Below are 22,586 nucleotides of genomic sequence, written 5' to 3' on the forward strand. Positions count from 1 at the left end.
ATTTCCCACCGGGATAAATCGTTTACTAAATTTACCGTCGCCAATACGATAACGCAACCACGACACGCACCCACTCCGACAGCAGGGCATTTCAATCACCGCACGCCCACCAACGCAACATCACACACAACATCACACACGACACCGCACACCGCACCACCAATACCGCCTTCCAACACCAACCTCCGGCAGCACGCCAACACACTCGCGACATGCCTTACCGACAGCCGTTTTTATAACGATATTTAGTTATGATTTTACTTATTACAAGTAATGCGATACACTCAATCACATCAGTCCGGACAACAACGTCCGGGCGGCTTCACCGTCGAAAGAAGGCACAGGATGTCCGCCACGCCCACGGAACCCACGCATACGCCATCAACCCAACAATCCGATCCGCAACGACCGGCAGCACCGCACCCGAACCAATCCGCCACGACCACCGCGCCGACGATCCACAAAGGGCGTCTCGCCGCCTACGCGTTCGGCAACTTCGGCCAGGCGCTCTTCTACAACGCGCTGAGCACCTACTTCGTGGTCTACGCGACCACGTCGCTGTTCGCCGGCATCGACAAGGCCCTCGCGGCCAAGCTCATCGGCGTCATCACCTCGCTCGTGATGATCATCCGCATCGCCGAGATCTTCATCGACCCGCTGCTCGGCAACCTCGTCGACAACACCACCACGCGGATCGGCCGGTTCCGCCCATGGCAGTTCATCGGCGGCACCGTCTCCGCCATCCTGCTGCTCATCATCTTCACCGGCATGTTCGGCCTGGTGAACGTCAACACCACCGCGTTCATTATCACGTTCGTCATCGTGTTCATCGTGCTCGACGTGTTCTACTCGCTGCGTGACATCTCCTACTGGGGCATGGTGCCGGCCATCTCCTCCGACTCGCACGAACGCTCCGTCTACACCGCCGCCGGCACGCTGTTCGGCTCGCTCGGCTACAACGGTCTGACCATCGCCGTCATCCCGATCACCACGATGTTCGCGATGGACCACACCACGCAGACGCAGGGCGGTTGGACCGCGTTCGGCGTCATCGTCGCGCTCATCGGCATCCTCACCTGCTGGACCGTCGGCTTCGGCGTCAAGGAGAACGACAGCGCGCTGCGCAGGAAAGCCGAGGCGAACGGCAACCCGCTGCAGGCGTTCAAGGCGCTCGGACGCAACGACCAGCTGCTGTGGACCGCCCTCGCCTACCTGTTCTACTCGTTCGCGAACGTGGCCACCGGCGGCGTGATGGTGTACCTGTTCAAATACGTCGTCAACCGTTCCGACCTGTTCTCGATCACCGGCATCATCCCGTTCGTGGCGGGCATCCTGCTCGCGCCGCTGTTCCCGGTCGTCACGCGCCGCGTCCCACGCAAGGCCGTGTTCCTCACGGGCGTCGCGATGATGGGATGCGCCTACGTGCTGTTCATCATCGCACCGACCAACATCACGGTCGTCATCACCGCGCTGGTGCTCTTCTACGCGCCGCAGACGCTCATCCAGATGACCGGCATCCTGTGCCTCGAAGACTCCGTCGAATACGGGCAGCTCAAGACCGGCCGCCGCAACGAGGCCGTGACGCTCTCCGTGCGCCCGATGCTCGACAAGATCGCCGGCGCGTTGTCCAACGGATTCGTCGGCTTCGTAGCCGTCGCCGCCGGCATGATCGGCACGGCCACGGCCGGCGACATGACCCCGGCGAACATCGCCACATTCAAGGGGTTCGCGTTCTACATGCCGCTCGCGTTCATCGCGATCAGCTTCCTCACATTCCTGTTCGGCGTGAAGCTCAGCGAGAAGGCGCATGCCCGCATCGTGCGCCAACTCGAAGCCGGCATGGGCGGCGACAGCGAGCCGGAATACGGCAAGGAGATCGCCAAGGCCGCGCTGCTCGGCTAGCGAGGTACCTACCGTCACGACAGTGTGACGGCTCCTCGACCGGCACGGTTCCCTCCTTGATGCGCACGGTTTCCTCCTCGGTTTGTTACGGTTTTCCGTTGCAGATCAGGGAGGGAACCATGACAACCGATGAGCCCGGTGCGCCCGCGCGCGACGTCGTGCGATATGATGGGATTAGTAAACGAATTTACCTGTGATTCCGCAAGGGAGCGTACTGAACAACCATCATGGTCACGATCAAGGAGATAGCGAAGCAGGCCGGCTTCTCGCCGGCGACGGTCTCCCGTCTGCTCAACGGCGACCCGACGTTCTCCGTCAAGGAGGAAACCCGCCGACGAATCCTCGAGGTGAGCGAGCGCCTCGGCTACGACATGCAGGATCGCCGCGGAGGCATGCCGGCGCTGCGCGACGTGGCCGTGCTGTCCTCACTCGCCGACGACGAAGAACTGCAGAACGCCTACTTCGCCGAATTGCGCGACGCGCTCCTCACCGCCGCCGAACAGCGCCGCGTCACGCTCACGTTCCGTTCCGGCATCGACCGACTCATCGAAGAGGCGGACCAGTACGACGGATTCATCTCCATCGGACCGGAGATCCACGCCGCCGAAAGCCTCTCCCGCTTGCATGACGCGTTACCGCACGGCGTGTTCATCGACGTGAATCCGGCCCCGAACCTGTTCGATTCGGTACAGCCCGATCTCGCGCAGACCGTGCTCGACGCGATCACCGAGGCGCGCCGGCGCGGCATGACGCGCATTGGATTCATCGGTGGCGATGGCTATTCGATGGGCGACTACGAGTACCCGGAAGACAGCCGTTCGATGGCCTACCGCAACTGGTGCGAACGGCTCGGACTCGACACGACCGGATTGTATTTCGTGGGCGGCAAGACCAGCGTGACCACCGGACGCGAGCTCGGCCGCCGAGTCGTCGCGCAGATCGGAGATCAGCCCGGCGAACTGGCCGCCAATCTGCCCGACTGCTTCATCGTGAGCGCCGACCCGATCACCGTGGGCGTGCTCCAGGAGTTCACGCAGGCCGGCATCGTCGTACCGCGCGATGTGGAGCTCATCTCCATCAACAACCAGTCGATCGCCCGCTACACGTCACCGCCATTGACCACCTATGCCATCGACCTCAAGGCCATGGCGCACACCGCGCTCAGCCAACTCGTCGAATCGGTGAGCTACGGCGGCGACACCAAGCGTCACACGTTCCTCTCCACCAAGCTCGTGGTCCGGGGCAGCTTCACCCCGGCAGGAGAGTAGGCGAAGGTGAGCGGCAGCGGGCAACCATGAGTCCAGCCACAGGCTGTCCTCAGTCGCGGACGAGGTGTCAGGGGACCCACCCCAGTCGGCTTCGCCGACGGCTCCCCCTAGAAGGGGAGCCGTACCCCCTCAGCCGGCTTCGCCGACAGCTCCCCCTAGAAGGGGAGCCGTACCCCCTCAGTCGGCTTCGCCGACAGCTCCCCCTAAAAGGGGGAGCAGGAAAATCGCATGCGTCACAGATGCATTCCTCCTCCTTGCTCCCCCTTTTAGGGGGAGCTGTCCGGCTTCGCCGGACTGAGGGGGTCCTGTCTTTACACGACTCCCCCCCGACTCTCAGCTTCGCCAAGCGCGCCGCCAACGCCTTGGTCACGAAACGGCCGCCCCGGCGCGGGAGGCATCCCGCTCGCCCGGGATGAAATCCCAAGGCATGCGGCGCGCGACCACACCGAATGCGAACAGCGCGATGAAGCCGATCACGGCGATGCGCAGCGGGCCGTCGGCCGCGGCGGACACCGCGGACGACACGACGCCCGCAGACCCCGAACCGGCCGCCCCTGAATCGACCACGCCGGTCCCGGCGTCCGCCGATCCGGCCGCAACAAACCCGGTGATCGCCATGACCGTCAGCACGCCGAGCACCACCGTGCGCACCGCATAGAACGCCACGCGAAGGCCGCCATGCCGCGGCACCGTCTCGATGGTCATATGCGTGAACATGCCGCCGAGCGTGGCTCCGCGGTGCGCGAGCGGCACGAGCAGCTCGAACACGAGGAACGCCATCGCCGCCGCGGTCGGCGCGATCGCGTTCATCCAGCCGATGCCCACCGTGATGCGCCCGCCGAACAGCGCGAAATCGCCGTTCGCGAGCGGCGTGGCGAGCGCGTGGAACAGCAGCACGACGGCCATCGTGAGCGGGAAGTACGCGGCCACAACGAGCATCATGTCGATGACGAACGTGACGGCGCGGTGCAGCGCTCCCGGCCGCGTATTCACCTCGTCGCGGCCCGGAAGCGCGGCGGCCGGCACCCATGCGCCGAACAGTTTCGCGATGCCGAGGCCGACAATCGCGCCGAGCGTGTTCGTCATCAGATCGTTGATGTCGAACTGGCGGTAGGCGCACGGGTAGAGTCCCCAGAATCCGGTGAGCTGCGATGATTCGATGAACAGCGACATGGCGAACCCGCCGCCGACCACCGCCCACCAGCGCCAGCGCAGCCAGCGGGCGAGCACGAAACCGAGCGGCACGAAGAACACGACGTTCATCACGAGCTGGAGCAGCCCGTACAGGCCTCCGTACTGGAGGTCCTCGAGGAAGCGCAGCGGGTTGAGCTGCGGCGCGTAGTTGCCCACGTGCGCCGCGCAGAAGGCGTCCGGATCGTCGGGCATCGGGTAGAGCGTGAACGCGATAAGACCGGTGAAGTACAGCACGCTCAGATAGGACGCGCCGACCGACAGCGCGCGCAGGCGATGGTATCGGTGGTAGAGGCCGGCGAGAATCGGCAAGGTGAGTACAAGCGCGACCAGCGGCCACAGCAGCAGCGCGATTGCGAACGACGTGGAGAAATAACCCAAATAGCCAAGCATCGCGCCCCACTATAGCGGTTCCGCTTCCTCGAACGATGGGAACCGCCCGGCCACACGCGCGGGATGACAACGGTTTCACCCCATCGTTATCATGGGCGGCAGCGGCATGATTTCCCGTATGCGAGACGCACGACCGACGCCCACGTGGACCGAGACTGCCGCGACGACAACCGAGACGCGAGGAGCAGTATGAGCGCGAAACGGAATGATTTCAATCACAGGCCCACTATCTATGATGTGGCCGAGCGCGCCGGAACCTCGTATGCGACGGTCTCCCGCTATCTCAACGGGCGCAGCGGCGTGGCCGCGAGCACGGCAAAACGCATCGAGCAGGCGATCAAGGATGTCGATTACACGCCGAGCGCGGCCGCGCGGTCGCTCGCGCAGCAGCGCACGCATCTCATCGCGTTGATCATCCACGCGCGGTCCGAGGACATCATCACCGATCCGAACATCATGCAGATCATCGCCAGCGCGAATGCGCGCGTCACGCGTGAGGGATGGCAGATGGTCACGTTGATGAGCGAGAACGACGGCGAGTCGCGCGCCAATATCGAACGGCTGGTGTCCGGCGGATTCGCGGACGGCTACCTGCTGTACACGATGGAAGAGGATGACCCGCTTCTCCCGCTGTTCGAACGCCGCTCGATGCACGCGGTGATCTCCGGCACCGGATACCGTCAACAGCCACCGTTCGTGTCGGTGGATGTCGATAACACCGCCGCGATGAGCGAGCTCATCCGGTACGTGTTGACGGGGGAGACGCACTCCGCCGGCGATGGCGCGGATGATGCGGACACCACGGGCACCACCACTGCCGGCGACGCGACGGCGGCATTGCGCCGCACACGCCCCGCCTACATCTGCGGCCCGTTGAACATGCCGGGCGCGCCGGAGCGTCTCGCCGCGTTCCGAGCCGTCACCGGCGAGCTGCTGCCGGACAGCGCCGACTCCCTGCCTGTCCACTACGCGGCGGACTGGAAGACGACGAGCGCCGCCGCGGCCGTCCGCGCGTGGGCGGAGGACGGCACGTTGGCGACGCGTGACGCGATCATCTGCGCGAACGATACGCTCGCTTTGGGTGCGATCGAGGAGCTGCACCGGTTGGGGTACGACGTGCCCGGCGACGTGGCGGTGTCCGGGTTCGACAACAGTTCGGCGGCCACGTCAATCACGCCGCGACTGACCACGGTGGATCAGCATATGGAGCGTCGCGGATGGGTGATGGCGGGACTGGTCATCGACCAGATCCGCGACACCGACAAGAACGGTGACGGGAACGGTGACAGGAACGCGAGCGCGGATGACGCGGGGAACCCGGATGACGCGGGCGATGCACCGTCGAAGACCGTGATGCTCGCTACCGATCTGGTAATCCGCGAATCCGCGTGAGCCTCGCGCGTGACAATCACAGACGGTCCACAACCGTCACGGTTCCTTCCACAACCAACACGGTTCCCTCCTTGGTTTGGCTCGTTGTTCCGTGACCAACCAAGGAGGGAACCGTGATAACGAAGGAAGCCGGGCCCCGGAGGAATGGGACCCGGCCTGATGTGAAGGAGCTTCAGGAGAAGTCTGGAGGGGAGCGGCGCCGAGGCACCGCTCCGGTTGGACTGGATGGGCGTGACCGGCGTCACCCTTGCTTGACGGTGAAGCCCTGGTCGCTGCCGTACTTGGCGAGCGCCTTCTGGAAGGCCGCGAGGCCCTTCTCCAGCGTGGTGGACTTGTCCGTGTATGCCTTGCCGACGTAGTCGCCGTAGATGCTGTTGGCCTGGCCGGCGTAGGGGAGGAACTGGAAGGATTCGGTCACCTGGTTGGCGGCCTCGGCAAGCACCTCGTTGTAGGCCTGGTCGCCGAAGTAGGCACGCACCTCATCGGAGCCCTTGAGGAAGTCGGCGTCCTTGAGCGTGGCCTTGTCGGCCGGGAAGGCACCGCCGTCGGTGCGGATCTTGATGCCTTCCTTGCTGTGGTTCGCGAAGTCGATGAACTTGAACGCGGCGTCCTGGTTCTTGGAGGCGGAGGTCACGGCCAGCGCGGAGCCGCCGTTCTCGCCGTTGGACGGCTTGGAGGCGTCCCAGTTCGGCTGGAGGGCGACGCGCATGTTGCCCTTGGCGGCCGCGGAGTTGGAGACCAGGTTGGCGGGCATCCACGCACCTTCGAAGATGGTGGCGATGGTGCCGTCGCCGATGCCGCGGTTCCACTCGTCGGCCCACGTGGCAACCTTCGTGTTGATGAGGTCCTCGTCGATCATCTTCTGCCAGAAGTCGGCGACTGTCTTCACCTGCGGATCGGACGTGAAGTTGATGGTGACGTTCTCGCCCTTGGACTCGTACGGCTTGGCGCCGGCCTGCCACAGGAACGCGGTCATCACCTTGATGTCGCCGGCGTCGGCGGTGATGTAGTAGTCGTCGCCGAGGGCGCGGATCTTCTTGGCGTCCTGATAGTACTCGTCCCACGTCTTCGGGGCCTCGGTGATGCCGGCCTTGTCGAACGTGGCCTTGTTGTAGAACATGGCCTGCGGACCGGAGTCCATCGGCAGCGCGTACACGCCGTCGTTGAGGCTCACCGAGTTCCATGTGCCCGGCGTGTAGAACGTGTCGTAGCCGGAGGTCTTGTCCTTGATGTTCGCAAGCTGGCTCTGCTCGCCGATCACGAACTGCGGGACGGTCATGTATTCGAGCTGGACGACGTCGGGGATGCCGCTGCCGGCCTGGATCGCGTTGTTGAGCGAGGTGACGGTGGTATCCGCCTTGCCGGTGTTGTTGAACTTGATCGTGATGTTCGGGTACTTCTTCTCGAACGCCTTGATGACCGGCTTGAGCGTGGGCTCCCACGCCCACAGGTTGAGCGTGACGTCGCCGTTCGCGTCGCCCGCGGCACCTTGGCTCGACGATCCGCCACATGCGGCCACGGATACGAGCATCGCGGCGGCTCCGACCACCGCCACGGTCTTCTTCAGTGAGAACTTCATGGTTTCCGTCCCTTCCTTGGGTGCTGCCGCACGTCGCTCCATCATCGGCGTGTGACCGGTTACGCTTCGGTAGTATACACTGGTATGTGACCGGTCACAACCTGTGTGTCGTTTCACCGGCGAGACGAACGACGGCCACGAAGGACGGAAGACCTATGACGACGAAGCAGCCACCTACGATGTCCACTATGACAACCGCACCGAAGAAACCCACCATCCGCGACGTGGCACGCCTCGCCGGCGTCTCCTACGGCACGGTCTCGCGCTATCTCAACGGCAACGAGCATGTCTCCCAGGACGCCGCCGAACGCATCGCCGCGGCCATCGAGCAGTCGCACTACACCCCGAACAAGGCCGCCCGCTCGCTCGCGCGACAGCGCACGCAGACCGTGGCGCTCATCATCCAGGTCGAGTCGAACGAGACGATGGTGCAGGCCAGCGTCTCCGAGGCGATGGTCGGCGCCAACCAGGTGCTCGGCGACGCCGGATACCAGATGGTCACCATCATCGCCAATTCCGACGAGTCGACGAGACGCATCACCCAGCTCGTCAACAGCGATTTCGCCGACGGCTACCTGCTGTTCTCGTTGAGCGAGGACGACAGTCTCGCCAACGCGTTCCTGGACGTCCGACGCCCGGTCGTGCGCTCCGAGGCGAGCGACCGCGGCGACCTGCCATACCCGGCCATCGACTTCGCCAACAGGGACGGCCAGCGCGCGATCACACGGTACCTGCTCGACAACGGCAGAACGCGTCTCGCCTACGTGTGCGGACCTGGATACTCGCCTACGTCCGGCAACCGTCTGGACGGCTTCCGGGATGCGGTGGGCGACGCCTACGACGAACGCCGCGTCTACTACGCGGATGATTGGGAGATCACCAGCGGCGAGATGGCGGCTGTGGCGTTCCAGCCGCAACTCGACCGGATCGACGGCATCGTATGCGCCAACGACAGCATCGCCATCGGCGTGATCAACCAGCTCGCCCGGTTCGGGTACACGACTCCCGACGACATCGCCGTCACCGGATTCGACGATTCGCCGCTCGCCCTGCTCGTCAACCCGAAACTCACCACGGTCCGGCAGGATTCGCAGCTGCACGGCCGCGCGATGGCCGAGGCGTTGCTGCACATGCTGCACGGCGCCGCCATCGAGCCTCACCACGTGGAACTCCTCCCCACGTCCATCGTCAAACGTCAGTCCGCCTGACCCCGCCGCCAAACAGCTCCGGATACGACGAAGGCCCGCCGAAGCGGGCCTTGCACGATGCGCTCGATGGCGATCAGTCGTCGCCGAGCGTCACATGAACGCCGCCGACGAGCGAGCTGACGACGTTGTAGATCGCGGCGACCACCACGGCGAGGATCGTGAGCAGCACGATCTCGACGATGGAGAAGATCGTCACGGCGGACAGCACGGTGGGCAGGGAGAACACCTGCGCCAGGTTGAAGCCGTCCGCGTTGAGGCCGGTGGAGGCGACGATCTGCGTGATCTGGTCGAACACGCCGACCGCGTTGAGCAGCAGCCAGACAAGGGCCGCGGCGACGATCTGGATGAGCGCTCCGGCGATGGACATCATGAACGACACCTTCGCCACGCTCCACACGTTGAGACGCGTGAGAGACAGGTTCATACGACGGGCGCGCGGCGTGCCGCGGCGCACGGCCGGACGGACCTTGATGCCGCCGGACGCCTTCGCCTTGGATTCGGCGTGCTCGCGGGCCTGGGATTCGTCGATCAGCGGCTTGTTGGACACGGAACGGGCCACGCGCGGCGCATGCCCGTCCGCCGGGGCGACGGCGGGGGCTTCGGCCGGGGCGGCCTCGCCTTCGGGCCGCTCAGGCAGCTTCACTTCCGGCACGGGCTCCTCGTGCAGCTCTTCTTGGTTGTCGCTCATGTTGCTCCTTCACGATTCGCTGAATCTCTAGAGAGACTAGCAATCTTCGCAGACGATTACGCCTGCTCCGGTTCGTTGTTCACAGTCTCCGCGCCGGTCTCAGCCACGGCGGGGGCTTCGGCGACGGCACCCGTCGCATCCGCGACGGTCTCCGGCTGGTCCTCGTCGTCCTTCTCCTCGTTGCGCGCGATGGAGATGATCTCGTCGCCCTTGTCGGGCTTGGCGAGGGTGACGCCCTGCGTGTTGCGGCCGGTGCGCTTGACCTCGGCCACGGCGGAGCGGATCACCTTGCCGGACTTCATGATGGCGAGCACCTGGTCGTCCTCGGAGACGACGACCGCACCGACCAGCGAGCCGCGGCCCTCGGCCAGCTGGACGGCCTTGATGCCGAGGCCGTTGCGGCCCTGGAGACGGTACTCGGAGATCGCGGAACGCTTGGCGAAGCCCTCGTTCGTGACGACGAGCAGGTCCTTGTCGGTCTCGGAGGGCACCACGTCCATGGCGAGCAGCTCGTCGCCGTCGCGGAACTTCATGCCCTGCACACCGGCGGTCTGGCGGCCCATCGGGCGCAGCTGGCCGTCGTCGGCGGCGAACTTGAGGCTCATGCCGAGCTTGGAGACGAGGATGATGTCGTCCTCGGCGTTGCACAGCGCGGCGCCGATCAGCTCGTCGGCCGCCTCGCCGTTCTCGTCGGCCATGAGGCGCACGGCGATGAGTCCGCCCTGACGCGGCGAATCGTATTCGGACAGCGCGGTCTTCTTCACCTTGCCGGAACGCGTCGCGAGCACCAGGTACTTGGCGACCTCGTAGTTCGGGATGGACAGCACGGCCTGGATGCTCTCGTCAGGGCCGAACTGCAGCAGGTTCGCCACGTGCTGGCCCTTCGAGTCGCGCGAGCCTTCGGGCAGCTCGTACGCCTTGAGGCGGTACACACGGCCCTTGTTCGTGAAGAACAGCAGCCAGTTGTGCGTCGAGGTGAGGAAGAAGTGGTCCACCACGTCGTCCTCGCGCAGCTTGGCGCCCTTGATGCCCTTGCCGCCGCGGTGCTGCGCGCGGTATTCGTCGGCCTTGGTGCGCTTGACGAAGCCGGAGTGCGTGACGGTGACGACCACGTTCTCCTCGGGGATCAGGTCCTCCTCGGTCATGTCGCCGGAGAACGGCAGGATGCGCGTGCGGCGGTCGTCGCCGTACTTGGCGACGATCTCGTCGAGCTCGTCGCCGACGATCTTGCGCTGGCGTTCCGGCTTGGCGAGGATGTCCGCATAGTCGGCGATCTTCCTCATGAGCTCGTTGTGCTCGTCGAGGATCTTCTGCCGTTCGAGGGCGGCGAGACGGCGCAGCTGCATCGCGAGGATCGCGTCGGCCTGCACCTGGTCCACGTCGAGCAGCTCCATCAGGCCGGTGCGCGCGGCGTCGGCGTCGGGGGAGCGGCGGATCAGGGCCACGACCTCGTCGATCATGTCGAGGGCCTTGAGATAGCCCTGCAGGATGTGGTCGCGCTCCTCGGCCTCGCGCTTGAGGTACGCGGTGCGGCGGGCGATCACGTCGAGCTGGTGGGCGACCCAGTGACGCACGAACGCGTCGAGGGAGAGGGTGCGCGGCACGCCGTCGACGAGCGCGAGCATGTTCGCGCCGAACGTCTGCTGCAGCTGGGAGTGCTTGTACAGGTTGTTGAGGACGACCTTCGGCACGGCGTCGCGCTTGAGCACGAGCACGAGGCGCTGGCCGGTGCGGCCGGACGTCTCGTCGCGCATGTCGGCGATGCCCTGGATCTTGCCGTCGCGCACGGCCTCGCGGATGGAAACGACGAGACGGTCCGGGTTCACCTGGTACGGCAGCTCGGTGACGACCAGGCACATGCGGCCCTTGATCTCCTCGGTGTTCACGACGGCGCGCATCGTGATGAGGCCGCGGCCGGTGCGGTACGCCTGCTCGATGCCCTTGTGGCCGAGGATCGTGGCACCGGTGGGGAAGTCGGGGCCCTTGATGCGGGCGATGAGCGCGTCGAGCAGCTCCTCGCGGCTCGCGTCCGGATGGTCGAGCGCCCAGTGCACGCCGTCCGCCACCTCGCGCATGTTGTGCGGCGGGATGTTCGTCGCCATGCCGACGGCGATGCCGGACGAGCCGTTGCACAGCAGGTTCGGGAAGCGCGCGGGCAGCACGGTCGGCTCCTGCGTCTTGCCGTCGTAGTTGGGCACGAAGTCGACGGTCTCCTTGTCGATGTCGCGCACCATCTCCATCGAGAGCGGGGCCATGCGGCACTCGGTGTAACGCATGGCGGCGGCCGGGTCGTCGCCGGGGGAGCCGAAGTTGCCCTGGCCGTCGACGAGCATGTAGCGCATCGACCACGACTGGGCCATACGCACGAGGGTGTTGTAGATCGCGGAGTCGCCGTGCGGGTGGTACTTGCCCATCACGTCGCCGACGACGCGGGAGCACTTGTTGTAGCCGCGGTCGGGGCGGTAGCCGCCGTCGTACATCGCGTAGATCACGCGGCGGTGCACGGGCTTGAGGCCGTCGCGCACGTCCGGCAGGGCGCGGTCCACGATGACGCTCATCGCGTATGCGAGGTAGGACTCGCGCATCTCGACCTGCAGGTCCTTGCGCTGGATGCGTTCGCCGGTCATCAGGCCGTAGTCGGTGTTGTCGGCCTCCTGCGGGCTCAACGGCTCCATCGAGCCGTCGCCGGTCGGCTGGCCGTCGATCTGACCGTCGGCCTGGCCGTCAAGCTGGCCGTCGCCGTTGTTGTTCTCATCTGCCACTTGTCGTTCCTTCTATCGTTCAAGTTCGTTATGCCGCCCCCGCCGGCGGGGGCTCCCGTGAAGCGGGTGGAGTGGTCGCCCGGCGGCTTCCGGGAAACCGCCGGGCGACCACCCTTACGCGTCGATCCAGGCGGCGTTGCGGGCGTTGCGCTGGATGAAGAGGCGGCGGGGTTCGACCTCGTCGCCCATGAGCATCGAGAACGTCTCGTCGGCCGCGGCGGCGTCCTCGATCTGCACCTGCTTGAGCACGCGGTGCTCCGGGTCCATGGTCGTCTCCCACAGCTCCTGGTAGCTCATCTCGCCCAGACCCTTGTAGCGCTGGATGCCTTCGCCCTTCGGCAGCTGGCGTCCCTTCGCCTTGCCTTCGGCGAGCACGCGGTCGCGCTCGGAGTCGGTGTACACGAAGTCGTGCGGGCCCTTGGTCCACTTGAGGCGGTACAGCGGCGGCATGGCCACGTACACGTATCCGGCGGTGATCATCGGGCGCATGTAGCGGAAGAACAGGGTGAGGTTCAGCGTGGCGATGTGCGCGCCGTCCACATCGGCATCGGCCATGATGATGACCTTGTGGTAGCGCACCTTCGACAGGTCGAAGTCCTCGCCGTAGCCGCCGCCGACCGCGGTGATCAGCGATTCGATGGTGTCGGACTTCATCATGCGGTCGAGGCTGGCGCGCTCGGTGTTGAGGATCTTGCCTCGCAGCGGCAGGATGGCCTGCGTGATCGGGTTGCGCCCCTGAATCGCGGAGCCGCCTGCGGAGTCGCCCTCCACGATGAACAGCTCGCACTCCTCCGGGTTCGAGGACTGGCAGTCCTTGAGCTTGTCCGGCATGCCGGCCGACTCGAAGATCGACTTGCGGCGCGTGTTCTCGCGCGCCTTCTTCGCGGCCAGACGTGCGCGGGACGCCTCGATGGCCTTCTGGATGATGTTCTTCGCCTCGCCCGGATGCGCGTCGAACCAGTCGCCGAGCTTGTCGGTCATGACGCGCTGCACGAAGGTCTTCGCCTCGGAGTTGCCGAGCTTGGTCTTCGTCTGGCCTTCGAACTGCGGGGTGGTGAGCTTGACGGACACCACGGCCGTCAGGCCTTCGCGCACGTCGTCGCCGGACAGGTTCTCGTCCTTGTCCTTGAGGATGTTCTTCTCGCGCGCGTAGCGGTTGACGAGCGAGGTGAGCGCCGCGCGGAAGCCCTCCTCGTGCGTGCCGCCCTCGGTGGTGGAGATCGTGTTGGCGAACGTGTGCACGGCCTCGGAGTAGGCGGTGGTCCACTGCATCGCGATCTCGGCGGAGATGCCGAGCTTGAGGTCCTCGGCGTCGAAGTTGATGACCTCGTCCTCGACGGGCGTCGCCTTGCGGGACTTGACGAGGTAGTCGACGTAGTCCTTGATGCCGTTCGCGTACTGGTAGGTGACGCTCTGGTGCAGCTCCTCGGCCACGTTGTCGCCGTCGCCGGCCACCTCGTCGCCCGCCTGGTCGACCTGACGCAGGTCGGTCAGCGAGATCTTGAGGCCCTTGTTGAGGAACGCCATCTGCTGGAAGCGGGAGCGCAGCGTCTCGAAGTCGTAGACGGTGGTCTCGAAGATCGCCGGGTCCGCCCAGAACGTGACGGACGTGCCGGTGGACTCGCCCTCGGCCATCGGCTCGCCCTTGGCGAGGCGGTCGGTCGGGTGCTGGTTGATGTACGTCTGCGTCCAGTGGAAGCCCTGACGGCGCACCTCGACGTCCACGCGCGTGGAGAGCGCGTTGACGACGGAGATGCCGACGCCGTGCAGGCCGCCGGAGACCGCGTAGCCGCCGCCGCCGAACTTGCCGCCGGCGTGCAGCTTGGTCATGACGGTCTCGACGCCGGAGACGCCCTCGCCGGGCACGATGTCGACCGGGATGCCGCGGCCGTCATCGACGACGCGGATGCCGTTGTCCGGCAGGATCGACACCTCGATGTGGCTCGCGTAGCCGGCGAGCGCCTCGTCGACGGAGTTGTCGACGATCTCGTACACGAGGTGGTGCAGGCCGCGCGGACCGGTCGAGCCGATGTACATGCCCGGGCGGATGCGCACCGCCTCCAGGCCTTCGAGCACCTTCAGGTCGGAGGCGTCGTAATGCTCGGGGGTCATCGACTCGTCGAGCTCGCCTTCCTGCAGTTCGGTGGTGTTGATGTGTTCGTCCGCGGCCTTGAGCTGTTCTTCCTTGCTCTCGGCATTGTCCAACGAATCCGCCACAGGGCTTCCTTCCTACATGTTCCCTGCATGTTCTTCACGCGAAGGGTTGTTTCGCGGGCCTATGCCCCAAAATCGCCCGTTACGGGGTCATGGAGCGTTTCGGCCATACTGCGGGTAATTCTACTCGTTTTTGCCGACGAACGCCATAGCACCCCGTAGAAACGCGTTTAGGGGCATATCGGAGACGAAGTCCCTTCCTGTCCGGTCTCTCCCCCACCCGCTTCGCGGGAGCCCCCCCTCGTCAGAGGGGGCCGAGATTTGCCTACCGCCGCCGCGCCCACTTGCGCGTGTATCCGGCGGCCGGGCCGACCACGCGGATCCGTTCGACCGTCAATCCCTCCAGATTGCGCCGGATCGTGCTTTCCAGCTGCGGGATCAGGTAGGTGAGCTGCGTCGCCCACACCTGCGATTCGGTGCCGATCGTGAGCACCCCGTCGCGCAGGGCGATCACGTGCGAGTGCTGCGCGATGGCGGGTCCGACGACGCGGTCCCAGTGGTTGTTGAGTTCGGAGAGCTTCAAATGCGGAATCCAGTCGCCGTTGCGCGCGATCAGGTTCGCGACGCCGCCGAGCCGCGCCGGGTCGCGCCCGGGCTTGCCGAAGCTCTCCCACGCGGCCTCGGCGCGTGCGGCGCGCGCCTTGCGCGACGATTCGCGCGCCGCGTAGCGCTCGAACACCTGCGCCGGCAGTTCGCGCGGGTCGAGTTTCAGCGTCACGGCGATCGGCGGCTTCATCGCGTCGCCGCCGCTTCCGGTGCGGCGGCATCCGCGTCGCCGCCGGCCTCCGCCGCGCGCCGCAGCTCGCCGACGTCGATGACGTTCACCGTGCGTCCGGCCGCGCTCGGCGGCATCGCGGGGATGTCGCCGGCCGCGGCGACGGTGATGAGCACCTGGTCCTGATGCATCGCGAAATCGAGGATCTGTTCGCGCCGCGACTCGTCGAGCTGCGCGAACACATCATCGAGGATGACGACGGGCCTGACGCCGCGATCCTCGGCGACCGCCTCGAACAACGCCATCTTGAGCGCCAACGCCATCGTCCACATCTCGCCGTTCGACGCGAACTCGCGCGCCGGGACGCCGTCGAGCGTGACGGCGAGGTCGTCGCGCTGCGGCCCGATGAGGTTCACGCCGCGCGCCACCTCGCCCGCGTACAGGCGCTGGAAGTGGGCGGCGATGGCGGGACGCGGGTCGAACGCGGCGTCGCCGTCGGGGCCGGCCGGAACGGCCGTCGCCTCGGCGAACGACGGCGCGTAGGCGAGACCCGCCTCGCCGTTGCCGGACGCGAGCCGCGCGTAGATCGCGGCGAACGGGCCGGCGAGACGGTCGACGATGTGCGCACGCACGCGCGTCAACTCGAGTCCCGCGTCGATGAACTGGCCGGTCCAGATCTCCAAGCCGCTCAGGGTAGCGTCGAACGCGCCCTCGCGGCTCTGCAGCTGCTTGAGGAGCGTCGCGCGCTGCCGGGCGATGCGCGTGAAGCGCTGCTGGCGTTCCGCGTACCGCGGGACGAGCAGCGCGCCCGCCTGGTCGAGGAAGTTGCGGCGCGTGGCCGGATCGCCGGCGACGAGACGCTGGTCGTCCGGCGTGAACGCGACGGACGGCACCTCGCCGACGATGTCGCGCAGGTAGCGGGAGGGACCGGCGTCGACGCGTGCGCGGTTCGCGCCGCGCGCCGCGATCGTCGCCTCGTAGGTGACGGTGCGCGCGGGCGTCGCGGCGGCGGTGCCGGCGTCGGCCGCAGCCGCGCCGTCCGCCGCGCGACCGTCGCCGTCCGTCACGTTCGCGCGGATCGTGGCCTTCGTCGCGCCGCGCTCGACGAGCGGCAGCGACGACGACGTGCGGTGGCTGGTTCCGGTGGACAGCACCTCGACCGCCTCGACGATGTTCGTCTTGCCCAGACCATTCGCGCCGTGGAGCACGTTGACGCCGGGCGCGAAGTCGACCACCAGCTGCCCCCAGGAGCGGTAGTGGTCGAGCGCGAGGCGGGAGACGTACATGGGATTGCGGCCTTTCGATGGATGAATGGGCGGTGGTTTGGCGGGTGATTGCGCGGGGAGCGGCTGGCAATTGGCGGGGCGGGGGAGTGGGGCGAAGTGGGGCACGCGCCGGGATGTTCGGTTCTGTGCGGTTCGTGCGGGTTCTTCGGGACGGGGAAGGCCGGAGCGCAGGGCTCCGGCCGTGGTATCGAAGATGATATTCGTTGCGGCGGTCGAATCTGCAATATCGGTAGCGGTATCGCAGATTCGGCGGCGGTGCGAATCGTTTCGGGTCAGCCCGCTCAGCTGTTGAAGCGCATCGGGACGAGCAGGTAGCGGTAGTCCATCGACTCGTCGGAGTCGGCCTCCTGCTGGCCGTTGAACTCGACCGGCTTGACCGCGGTCGTCATCTTCATGCGGATGAACGGCTCGGTGATCGCGCTCAGACCCTCGATCAGGTAGGCCGGGTTGAACGCGACGGTGATGTCGTCGCCGTCCATGTCGATGTCGAGCACCTCAGTGGCCTGCGCCTCGTCGATCGCGCCGGCGGACAGCGTGACCTCCTGGCCGGAGAACACCATGCGGATCGGGGCGTTGCGCTCGGCGACCAGCGCGACTCGCTTGATCGCGTCGATCAGCTTCGAACGGTCGACCACCGCCTGGATCGGGTAGTCGTCGGCGAACAGACGATCGACCGCCGGGAACTCGCCGTCGATGAGCTGCGAGGTGGAGGTGCGGCCGGCGTTCTCGAAACCGAGCAGCGAGGGGGAGTCCACGTCGAAATCGACGACGACGTTCTGGTGCTCGTCGAGCGAACGGGCGATGTCGCGCAGCAGCGAACCGCGGACCAGCGTCGTCGTGTTCACGTCCATGTCGTTCGGGGTCCAGGTGAAGCTGGCACGCGACAGGCGGAAACGGTCGGTCGAGGTCATGATCACCTTGTCGCCGTCGAACTGCATGCGCACGCCGGTGAGCACCGGGCGGTTCTCCTCGCGGGAGACCGCGACGCACGCCTGGGTGACCGCCTGCACGAAGGTCGGCGCGTCGACCTGGCCGAGTTTGCCCGGAATTCCGGGCAAATCCGGGTATTCGGCCTCGGGCATGAGCTGCAGCGTGAAGGTCGACTTGCCGGAGGTGATCGTCATCGTCGAGCCGTCGGTGGCGAGGTAGGTCTTCTCGCCGGGCAGCGACTTGGTGATGTCGGCGAGCAGCTTGCCGAGCACGAGCACCGAACCGGCCTCGTCGACGCCGGCCTCGATGTGGTGGCGCGCCGAGATCTCGTAGTTGAACGCCGACAGCTGCAGCGTGCCGTCGACCGCTTCGAGCTTGATGCCGGCGAGGATCGGGTTCGACGGGCGGGCGTCGATGACCCTGGTGGTCCACGCGACGGCGTCCGCCAGCGCGGAGGAGTTGATTTCGACCTTCATGGTGCCTGCTTTCGTTCGTTTTCGTTCGCCACGCGTGCTTCTCTCGGACGGATTCTCTCGTCGGATCCCGCACGATGCGTTGTGGCGAACGTTTTTCGCGTTTTCGTGAGCTGGAAATCATTCTAGGCGATGGGTCGCGCGCTCGCTTCGCTCGCGCGGAAGGTGACGTTCAGGATGATGGTGAGATAAGAGAACACGTAAGTAGTAGTCGTAATAAGGCTTGTGGATAGTGTGGATAACCCCCGCTGAGGGCTTGCGGTCGTTCGTTTCGGCGGACGTGGAAAAATGTGGATAACTCATCGAGATAATGTGGATAAATCCGCGAGTTATCCACAGGCTTTTGGTCGCTTTTGAGTTTTCCACATTCGATGCGGTTTCATCCACGTGTTATCCACAGCGAAATGGGCAGTCATCCACCGGTTTTCCACTGAGGTTACCCACATTTGTGAATAAGTATGTGGATAACTTTACCCCACTTTTTCTCGATTTACGGAGTGTCGCGGGGCGATTTCGGCTGGGAGAATCGATTCTGGCGAACGTTTTCGGGGTGATTTTCGAGCGGGTTTCGAAAGAGCGCGGATTCGTTCGCCACGCGCGATCGAGACGGCCAAGGTCGTCGATGACCCCCGCCTCATCGTATGCGCGACTACCCCTCAGTCGCGATCCGCGCGCCAGCTCCCCTTGACAAGGGGAGCCCGGAAACGGCCTACTTCTGCTTGAAGTCGGTGTTGCCCTGCTTGAGCCTGACGGTCAGCTCCATCACGTAGTTGTAGATCTCCTGACGGTCCTGCATGCCGTTGGAGATGCGGTCGCACGCGTGCATCACCGTCGTGTGGTCCTTGCCGCCGAACACCTTGCCGATGTCGACGAGGCTCAGACTGGTCATCTCTCGCGTGAGGTACATGGCGACCTGCCGCGCGATCGCGATGTTCTTCATGCGCGACTTGCCGACGATGTCCTCGAACGTGAGGTGGAAGTACTTCGCCACCTGCCCGATGATGTCGGTGGGCTTCACCTCCACGTCGGTGGTGAAGAAGTCCTGCAGCGTCTGCTCGGCCATCGTGCGCGTGACCGGCTGGTTGCTCAGGGACGCGACGGCGGTGACGCGCGTCAGCGCGCCCTCCAGTTCGCGGATGTTCTCGGTGAAGCGTTCGGCGATGAGGTCGAGCACATCGTTGGGGATGTTGCTGTGGTTCATCGACGCCATCATGCGCAGGATCGCGATGCGGGTCTCGAGGTCCGGCGGCTTCACGTCGACGGTCAGGCCCGAATCGAAGCGGGAGATGAGTCGCGCCTCGAAGCCCTTGAGGTTCTTCGGCGCGACGTCGGAGGCGATGACGATGCGCTTGTTCGCCTGATGCAGCGCGTTGAACGTGTGGAAGAACTGCTCCAGGGTGGCCTCCTTGCCGCCCAGGAACTGGATGTCGTCGATGAGCAGGACGTCGACCTCGCGGTATCGTCGGTTGAATTCGGCGATCTGGCCCTGGTTCTGGGTCGTGTTCTGCAGCGCCTCGATGAACTCGTTCGTGAACTCCTCGGAATTCACGTACCGCACCTTGAGGCTCGGATCCTTGACGAGCGCGTAGTTGCCGATCGCATTGAGCAGGTGGGTCTTGCCCAGGCCGGAGCCGCCGTAGATACACAGCGGGTTGAAGTCGCGGCCCGATCCCTCGGCCACGGCGAGGGCGACGGTGCGGGCGAAACGGTTGGAATCGCCGGGCACGAACGTGTCGAACGTCGCGTTCTTGTTGAGATGCGTCTCCGGATCGCGGGCCACCTTGTTGCGGCTCATCGGGTACCCGGCGGCGGTCGCCATGTCGACCGGGGTCGGGATCGTGGCGGGCATCGACGACGGCACGTTCGGCACCGGTCCGCGCGAGCCGTACGGCTCCTTGCCGAGGTCGGCGATCGACGGCGGATTGTCCGCGTCGATGCCCGAAGCGCGCTTCGGGGCGGTGGCCCGTCGGGAGGGCGTCGGCTTCGGCTTCGCCGGAGCGGGTTGGCGCGGCGCGATCTTGAACGCCGGCGTCATGTCCTCGCCGGTGACCATGTTCATCGCCTCGAGCAGCGGCTGGCGCAGCTCGTTCTCCAACGCCTGGCGGGTTCCGGCGTTCTCGACGCACAGCACGATGGTCGTGCCGAACACGCCCTCCGGGTACACGCCCTCCAGCCATCCCTTGTCGCGGGGGGAGAGCGAGGAATTATGCTTGAGCAGCGTCAGCGTGTCGGACCAGATATGGTTCGCCTCGGCGACGGGATCGCGGGGTTCGTCGGCCATGCCGGTCCTCCTTCCACTGCTCGAACGAATAAAGTGCGCACACCATTGTTACTCATAGCTTGGAAGTTATCCACAGGCTTGCGTGTTGCAATCATTGGATTGTGAATAACATTCCTGTAATTTGTGGATAACTCGCCGCCTGTAATCGGCTTCATACGGCGCTTTCGGCGTGTCGGGCGTGTCGTGTCGGCACGGTGAATTGTGAATGAAATGCACCTGTGTTGACGTTGGGGGAGGGGTGAGGGTAGTTTGGTATAGCTTGACTCACGTGGGAGCCGCGCGCAAGCGTGGCCGAAAGACTTAGGAGCACAACTATGAAGAGGACCTTCCAGCCCAACAACCGCCGTCGTCACATGAAGCACGGCTTCCGTCAGCGCATGCGCACCCGTTCCGGCCGCGCCCTGATCAACCGTCGTCGCGCCAAGGGCCGCAAGACCCTGGCCGCCTGATTCCAGACGGTCGGCGACTGAAGACTTTTCCAAGACGGTCGTGGAACGGCTGAAAAGCCACAGCGAATTCGTCGCCGTGCTGAAGCGTCGCCACAAGGTCTCGCGCAACGACATCGTCGTGCACTATCTGGTGCGCGACGATTCGCATACGCGGCCCTCGGTGGCACCGGAAGCACGGCGCATGGGTCTCGCCGTATCAAAATCGGTCGGGAATGCCGTCACGCGCAATACGGTCAAACGTCGTTTCCGTGTGCTCGCGCGTGCGTATGAGGACCGGTTGCCCGAAGGATGCGACATCGTGATGCGCGCCAAGCCGAGTGCGGCTTCGGCGCCATTCGCGTCGTTGGACGGCCAGGTCGCGTCGGCGTTCGCGAAGATTGCCGCGCGCATCGACCGGGAACGGTGACGCGATGAACGGCATGGCCGGCATGATGGTTCGCGGGGTGCGCTGGTACCAGCGCACGTTCTCCGCGCATCGGGCGGTGCCATGCTGCCGTTACTACCCGAGCTGCTCGAACTATGCCATCCAGGCGGTGGCGCGGTTCGGCGCCCTGCGCGGCGGACTGCTCGCCGTGCTGCGTCTGCTGCGGTGCCGGCCATGGAGCCGCGGCGGCATCGACGACGTGCCCCGACGCTTCTCCGTCTTCTACCGGTTCCGATGGTCGAAAGCCCATGAGGAGCCTCGACTGACGCCGTTGCCGACTGACGAATGGGGGAATCCCTTACCATGAACCAAAATCAATTCCTGCTGGACAGCGGCTTCTGGGGTTGGCTGTACAAGATCCTGACCCCGGTCGAATGGCTGATGACGCAGATCATGAAGGTCGTGCATGACTTCTTCGTCATACTCGGCATGAACCCGGTCGGCGTCTCGTGGGTGCTGTCCATCATCGTGCTCGTGCTCGTCGTGCACGCGTGCATCCTCCCGATCTTCTACAAGCAGATGCTGTCGATGCGCAAGATGCAGGCGCTGCAGCCGAAGATGCAGAAGATCCAGAACAAGTACAAGGGCAAGACGGATCAGGCCAGCAAAGAGGCCTTGAGCCGCGAGATGATGAAGCTCTATCAGGACAACGACGCGAACCCCGCCGGCTCGTGTCTGCCGATGCTCATCCAGGGCCCGGTCTTCATGTGCATGTTCTACGTGCTGTCCGCCATCCCGTACATCGCCCGCGGCAAACGTGCGACGCTCGGCGCCTTCGACGTGGAGACCGCGAAGCAGTTCTCCGAATCCAAGGTGCTCGGCTTGGTGAACACCACCAGCACGTTCGGCAACGGCGATCTGACGGCCAAGATCATCATCGTGGTGTTCGTGGCGCTCATGTGCGGCTGCATGTTCTTCATGCAGTGGATCAACATGAAGAAGAACATGAACCCGGCCACCATGCAGGGCCAGGCCGCCACGATGCAGAAGACCATGCTGTGGATCTTCCCGATCATGTATATCTTCTCCGGCATCACGATGCCGTTCGCCGTGCTGGTCTACTGGCTGACGAACAACGTGTGCAACCTTCTGCGCACCTTCTGGCAGATGCGCGTCTTCCCGACGCCCGGATCGCCCGCGGCCGACGCCAAGGAGATTCGCGACCACGAGAAGGAGAACGCCCGTCGCGCCAAGGCCGGCCAGCCGTCCCTCGAGGATGAGGCGCTGGAGAAGGCCAAGGTCGAAGCGCAGCAGAAGGAGACGCAGGGCTACCAGCGTCAGCAGCCGCAGCGCAAGAACAAAAACAAGAACAAGAAGAAATGATCGAGTAAGTAAGGCCCGGTGTTTCACGTGAAACGGTGAAACACCGGGCCGAGCTATCCCGGCTCGCCTGCGCGGCTTGAGCGGATGGCTGGTTTAGACTGTTCCCAT

The 22,586-nt window shown here is 65.2% G+C and carries 18 protein-coding genes; 8 read left to right on the top strand and 10 right to left on the bottom strand.

What is annotated here, in order from left to right; genetic code table 11:
• Positions 1–345 precede the first annotated feature (345 nt).
• Positions 346–1,902: a glycoside-pentoside-hexuronide (GPH):cation symporter gene (locus BSTEL_RS00140; RefSeq protein ID WP_084686007.1), complete on the top strand. Its 1,557-nt coding sequence runs from the start codon at positions 346–348 to the stop codon at positions 1,900–1,902.
• A 227-nt stretch (positions 1,903–2,129) separates the two neighbouring features.
• Positions 2,130–3,170 carry a LacI family DNA-binding transcriptional regulator gene (locus tag BSTEL_RS00145; RefSeq protein ID WP_034525629.1) on the top strand — a complete coding sequence of 347 codons (1,041 nt, stop codon included), beginning with the start codon at positions 2,130–2,132 and terminating at the stop codon, positions 3,168–3,170.
• Positions 3,171–3,536: 366 nt separating this feature from the next.
• Here the strand turns inward: BSTEL_RS00145 and BSTEL_RS00150 are convergent, their stop codons facing one another.
• A complete protein-coding gene (locus tag BSTEL_RS00150; protein WP_051922695.1) occupies positions 3,537–4,754 on the bottom strand; it encodes a VanZ family protein in 1,218 nt (405 codons plus the stop codon).
• A 189-nt stretch (positions 4,755–4,943) separates the two neighbouring features.
• Here BSTEL_RS00150 and BSTEL_RS00155 point away from each other — a divergent pair, with 189 nt between their 5' ends.
• Positions 4,944–6,146 (top strand): LacI family DNA-binding transcriptional regulator, encoded by a 1,203-nt coding sequence (locus BSTEL_RS00155; RefSeq protein ID WP_162178954.1) that lies wholly within the window; start codon positions 4,944–4,946, stop codon positions 6,144–6,146.
• 241 nt (positions 6,147–6,387) lie between these two features.
• On the opposite strand, the gene BSTEL_RS00160 is transcribed toward BSTEL_RS00155, so the two are convergent.
• Entirely contained in the window at positions 6,388–7,725 is a 1,338-nt protein-coding gene (locus BSTEL_RS00160) for an ABC transporter substrate-binding protein (protein ID WP_034525635.1), read from the bottom strand.
• A 188-nt stretch (positions 7,726–7,913) separates the two neighbouring features.
• Between BSTEL_RS00160 and BSTEL_RS00165 the strand changes: the two genes are divergently transcribed.
• Positions 7,914–8,933 carry a LacI family DNA-binding transcriptional regulator gene (locus BSTEL_RS00165; RefSeq protein WP_238567584.1) on the top strand — a complete coding sequence of 340 codons (1,020 nt, stop codon included), beginning with the start codon at positions 7,914–7,916 and terminating at the stop codon, positions 8,931–8,933.
• Between the two features lie 73 nt (positions 8,934–9,006).
• Here the strand turns inward: BSTEL_RS00165 and BSTEL_RS00170 are convergent, their stop codons facing one another.
• From BSTEL_RS00170 to dnaA, 8 genes are all read right to left on the bottom strand, one after another.
• Positions 9,007–9,621, bottom strand: coding sequence for a DUF3566 domain-containing protein (locus tag BSTEL_RS00170; protein ID WP_034525637.1), 615 nt, complete (start codon positions 9,619–9,621; stop codon positions 9,007–9,009).
• A gap of 56 nt (positions 9,622–9,677) precedes the next feature.
• Complete coding sequence (gene gyrA, locus BSTEL_RS00175; protein ID WP_034525639.1) at positions 9,678–12,383, bottom strand: DNA gyrase subunit A; 2,706 nt, start codon at positions 12,381–12,383, stop codon at positions 9,678–9,680.
• A 114-nt stretch (positions 12,384–12,497) separates the two neighbouring features.
• Positions 12,498–14,600, bottom strand: a complete 2,103-nt coding sequence (gene gyrB / locus BSTEL_RS00180; RefSeq protein ID WP_420796381.1) for a DNA topoisomerase (ATP-hydrolyzing) subunit B — start codon at positions 14,598–14,600, stop codon at positions 12,498–12,500.
• Between the two features lie 262 nt (positions 14,601–14,862).
• Entirely contained in the window at positions 14,863–15,333 is a 471-nt protein-coding gene (locus tag BSTEL_RS00185; RefSeq protein WP_034525641.1) for a DciA family protein, read from the bottom strand.
• Positions 15,330–16,598: a DNA replication/repair protein RecF gene (gene recF, locus BSTEL_RS00190; RefSeq protein ID WP_034525643.1), complete on the bottom strand. Its 1,269-nt coding sequence runs from the start codon at positions 16,596–16,598 to the stop codon at positions 15,330–15,332. The genes BSTEL_RS00185 and recF overlap by 4 nt, the downstream gene beginning before the upstream one ends.
• Positions 16,599–16,879: 281 nt before the next feature.
• Positions 16,880–18,004: a DNA polymerase III subunit beta gene (gene dnaN, locus BSTEL_RS00195; RefSeq protein WP_034525646.1), complete on the bottom strand. Its 1,125-nt coding sequence runs from the start codon at positions 18,002–18,004 to the stop codon at positions 16,880–16,882.
• Between the two features lie 117 nt (positions 18,005–18,121).
• Positions 18,122–18,388 (bottom strand): hypothetical protein, encoded by a 267-nt coding sequence (locus tag BSTEL_RS11980; RefSeq protein WP_156963093.1) that lies wholly within the window; start codon positions 18,386–18,388, stop codon positions 18,122–18,124.
• Positions 18,389–18,710: 322 nt separating this feature from the next.
• The gene (dnaA, locus tag BSTEL_RS00200) at positions 18,711–20,282 is read right to left on the bottom strand and encodes a chromosomal replication initiator protein DnaA (protein ID WP_034525649.1); all 1,572 of its coding nucleotides are present in this window, start codon (positions 20,280–20,282) and stop codon (positions 18,711–18,713) included.
• A 314-nt stretch (positions 20,283–20,596) separates the two neighbouring features.
• Between dnaA and rpmH the strand changes: the two genes are divergently transcribed.
• Genes rpmH through yidC form a run of 4 tightly spaced genes read left to right on the top strand, consistent with a single transcriptional unit; the run spans position 20,597 to position 22,478 of the window.
• Complete coding sequence (gene rpmH, locus BSTEL_RS00205; protein ID WP_034525651.1) at positions 20,597–20,731, top strand: 50S ribosomal protein L34; 135 nt, start codon at positions 20,597–20,599, stop codon at positions 20,729–20,731.
• Positions 20,732–20,771: 40 nt separating this feature from the next.
• Positions 20,772–21,137: a ribonuclease P protein component gene (gene rnpA, locus BSTEL_RS00210; RefSeq protein ID WP_034525654.1), complete on the top strand. Its 366-nt coding sequence runs from the start codon at positions 20,772–20,774 to the stop codon at positions 21,135–21,137.
• A gap of 25 nt (positions 21,138–21,162) precedes the next feature.
• Positions 21,163–21,462: a membrane protein insertion efficiency factor YidD gene (gene yidD, locus BSTEL_RS00215; protein WP_034525776.1), complete on the top strand. Its 300-nt coding sequence runs from the start codon at positions 21,163–21,165 to the stop codon at positions 21,460–21,462.
• Positions 21,459–22,478 carry a membrane protein insertase YidC gene (gene yidC / locus BSTEL_RS00220; RefSeq protein ID WP_034525657.1) on the top strand — a complete coding sequence of 340 codons (1,020 nt, stop codon included), beginning with the start codon at positions 21,459–21,461 and terminating at the stop codon, positions 22,476–22,478. The genes yidD and yidC overlap by 4 nt, the downstream gene beginning before the upstream one ends.
• The last annotated feature ends 108 nt before the right edge of the window (positions 22,479–22,586 follow it).

Source organism: Bifidobacterium stellenboschense, from assembly GCF_000741785.1.
GTDB lineage: Bacteria > Actinomycetota > Actinomycetes > Actinomycetales > Bifidobacteriaceae > Bifidobacterium > Bifidobacterium stellenboschense.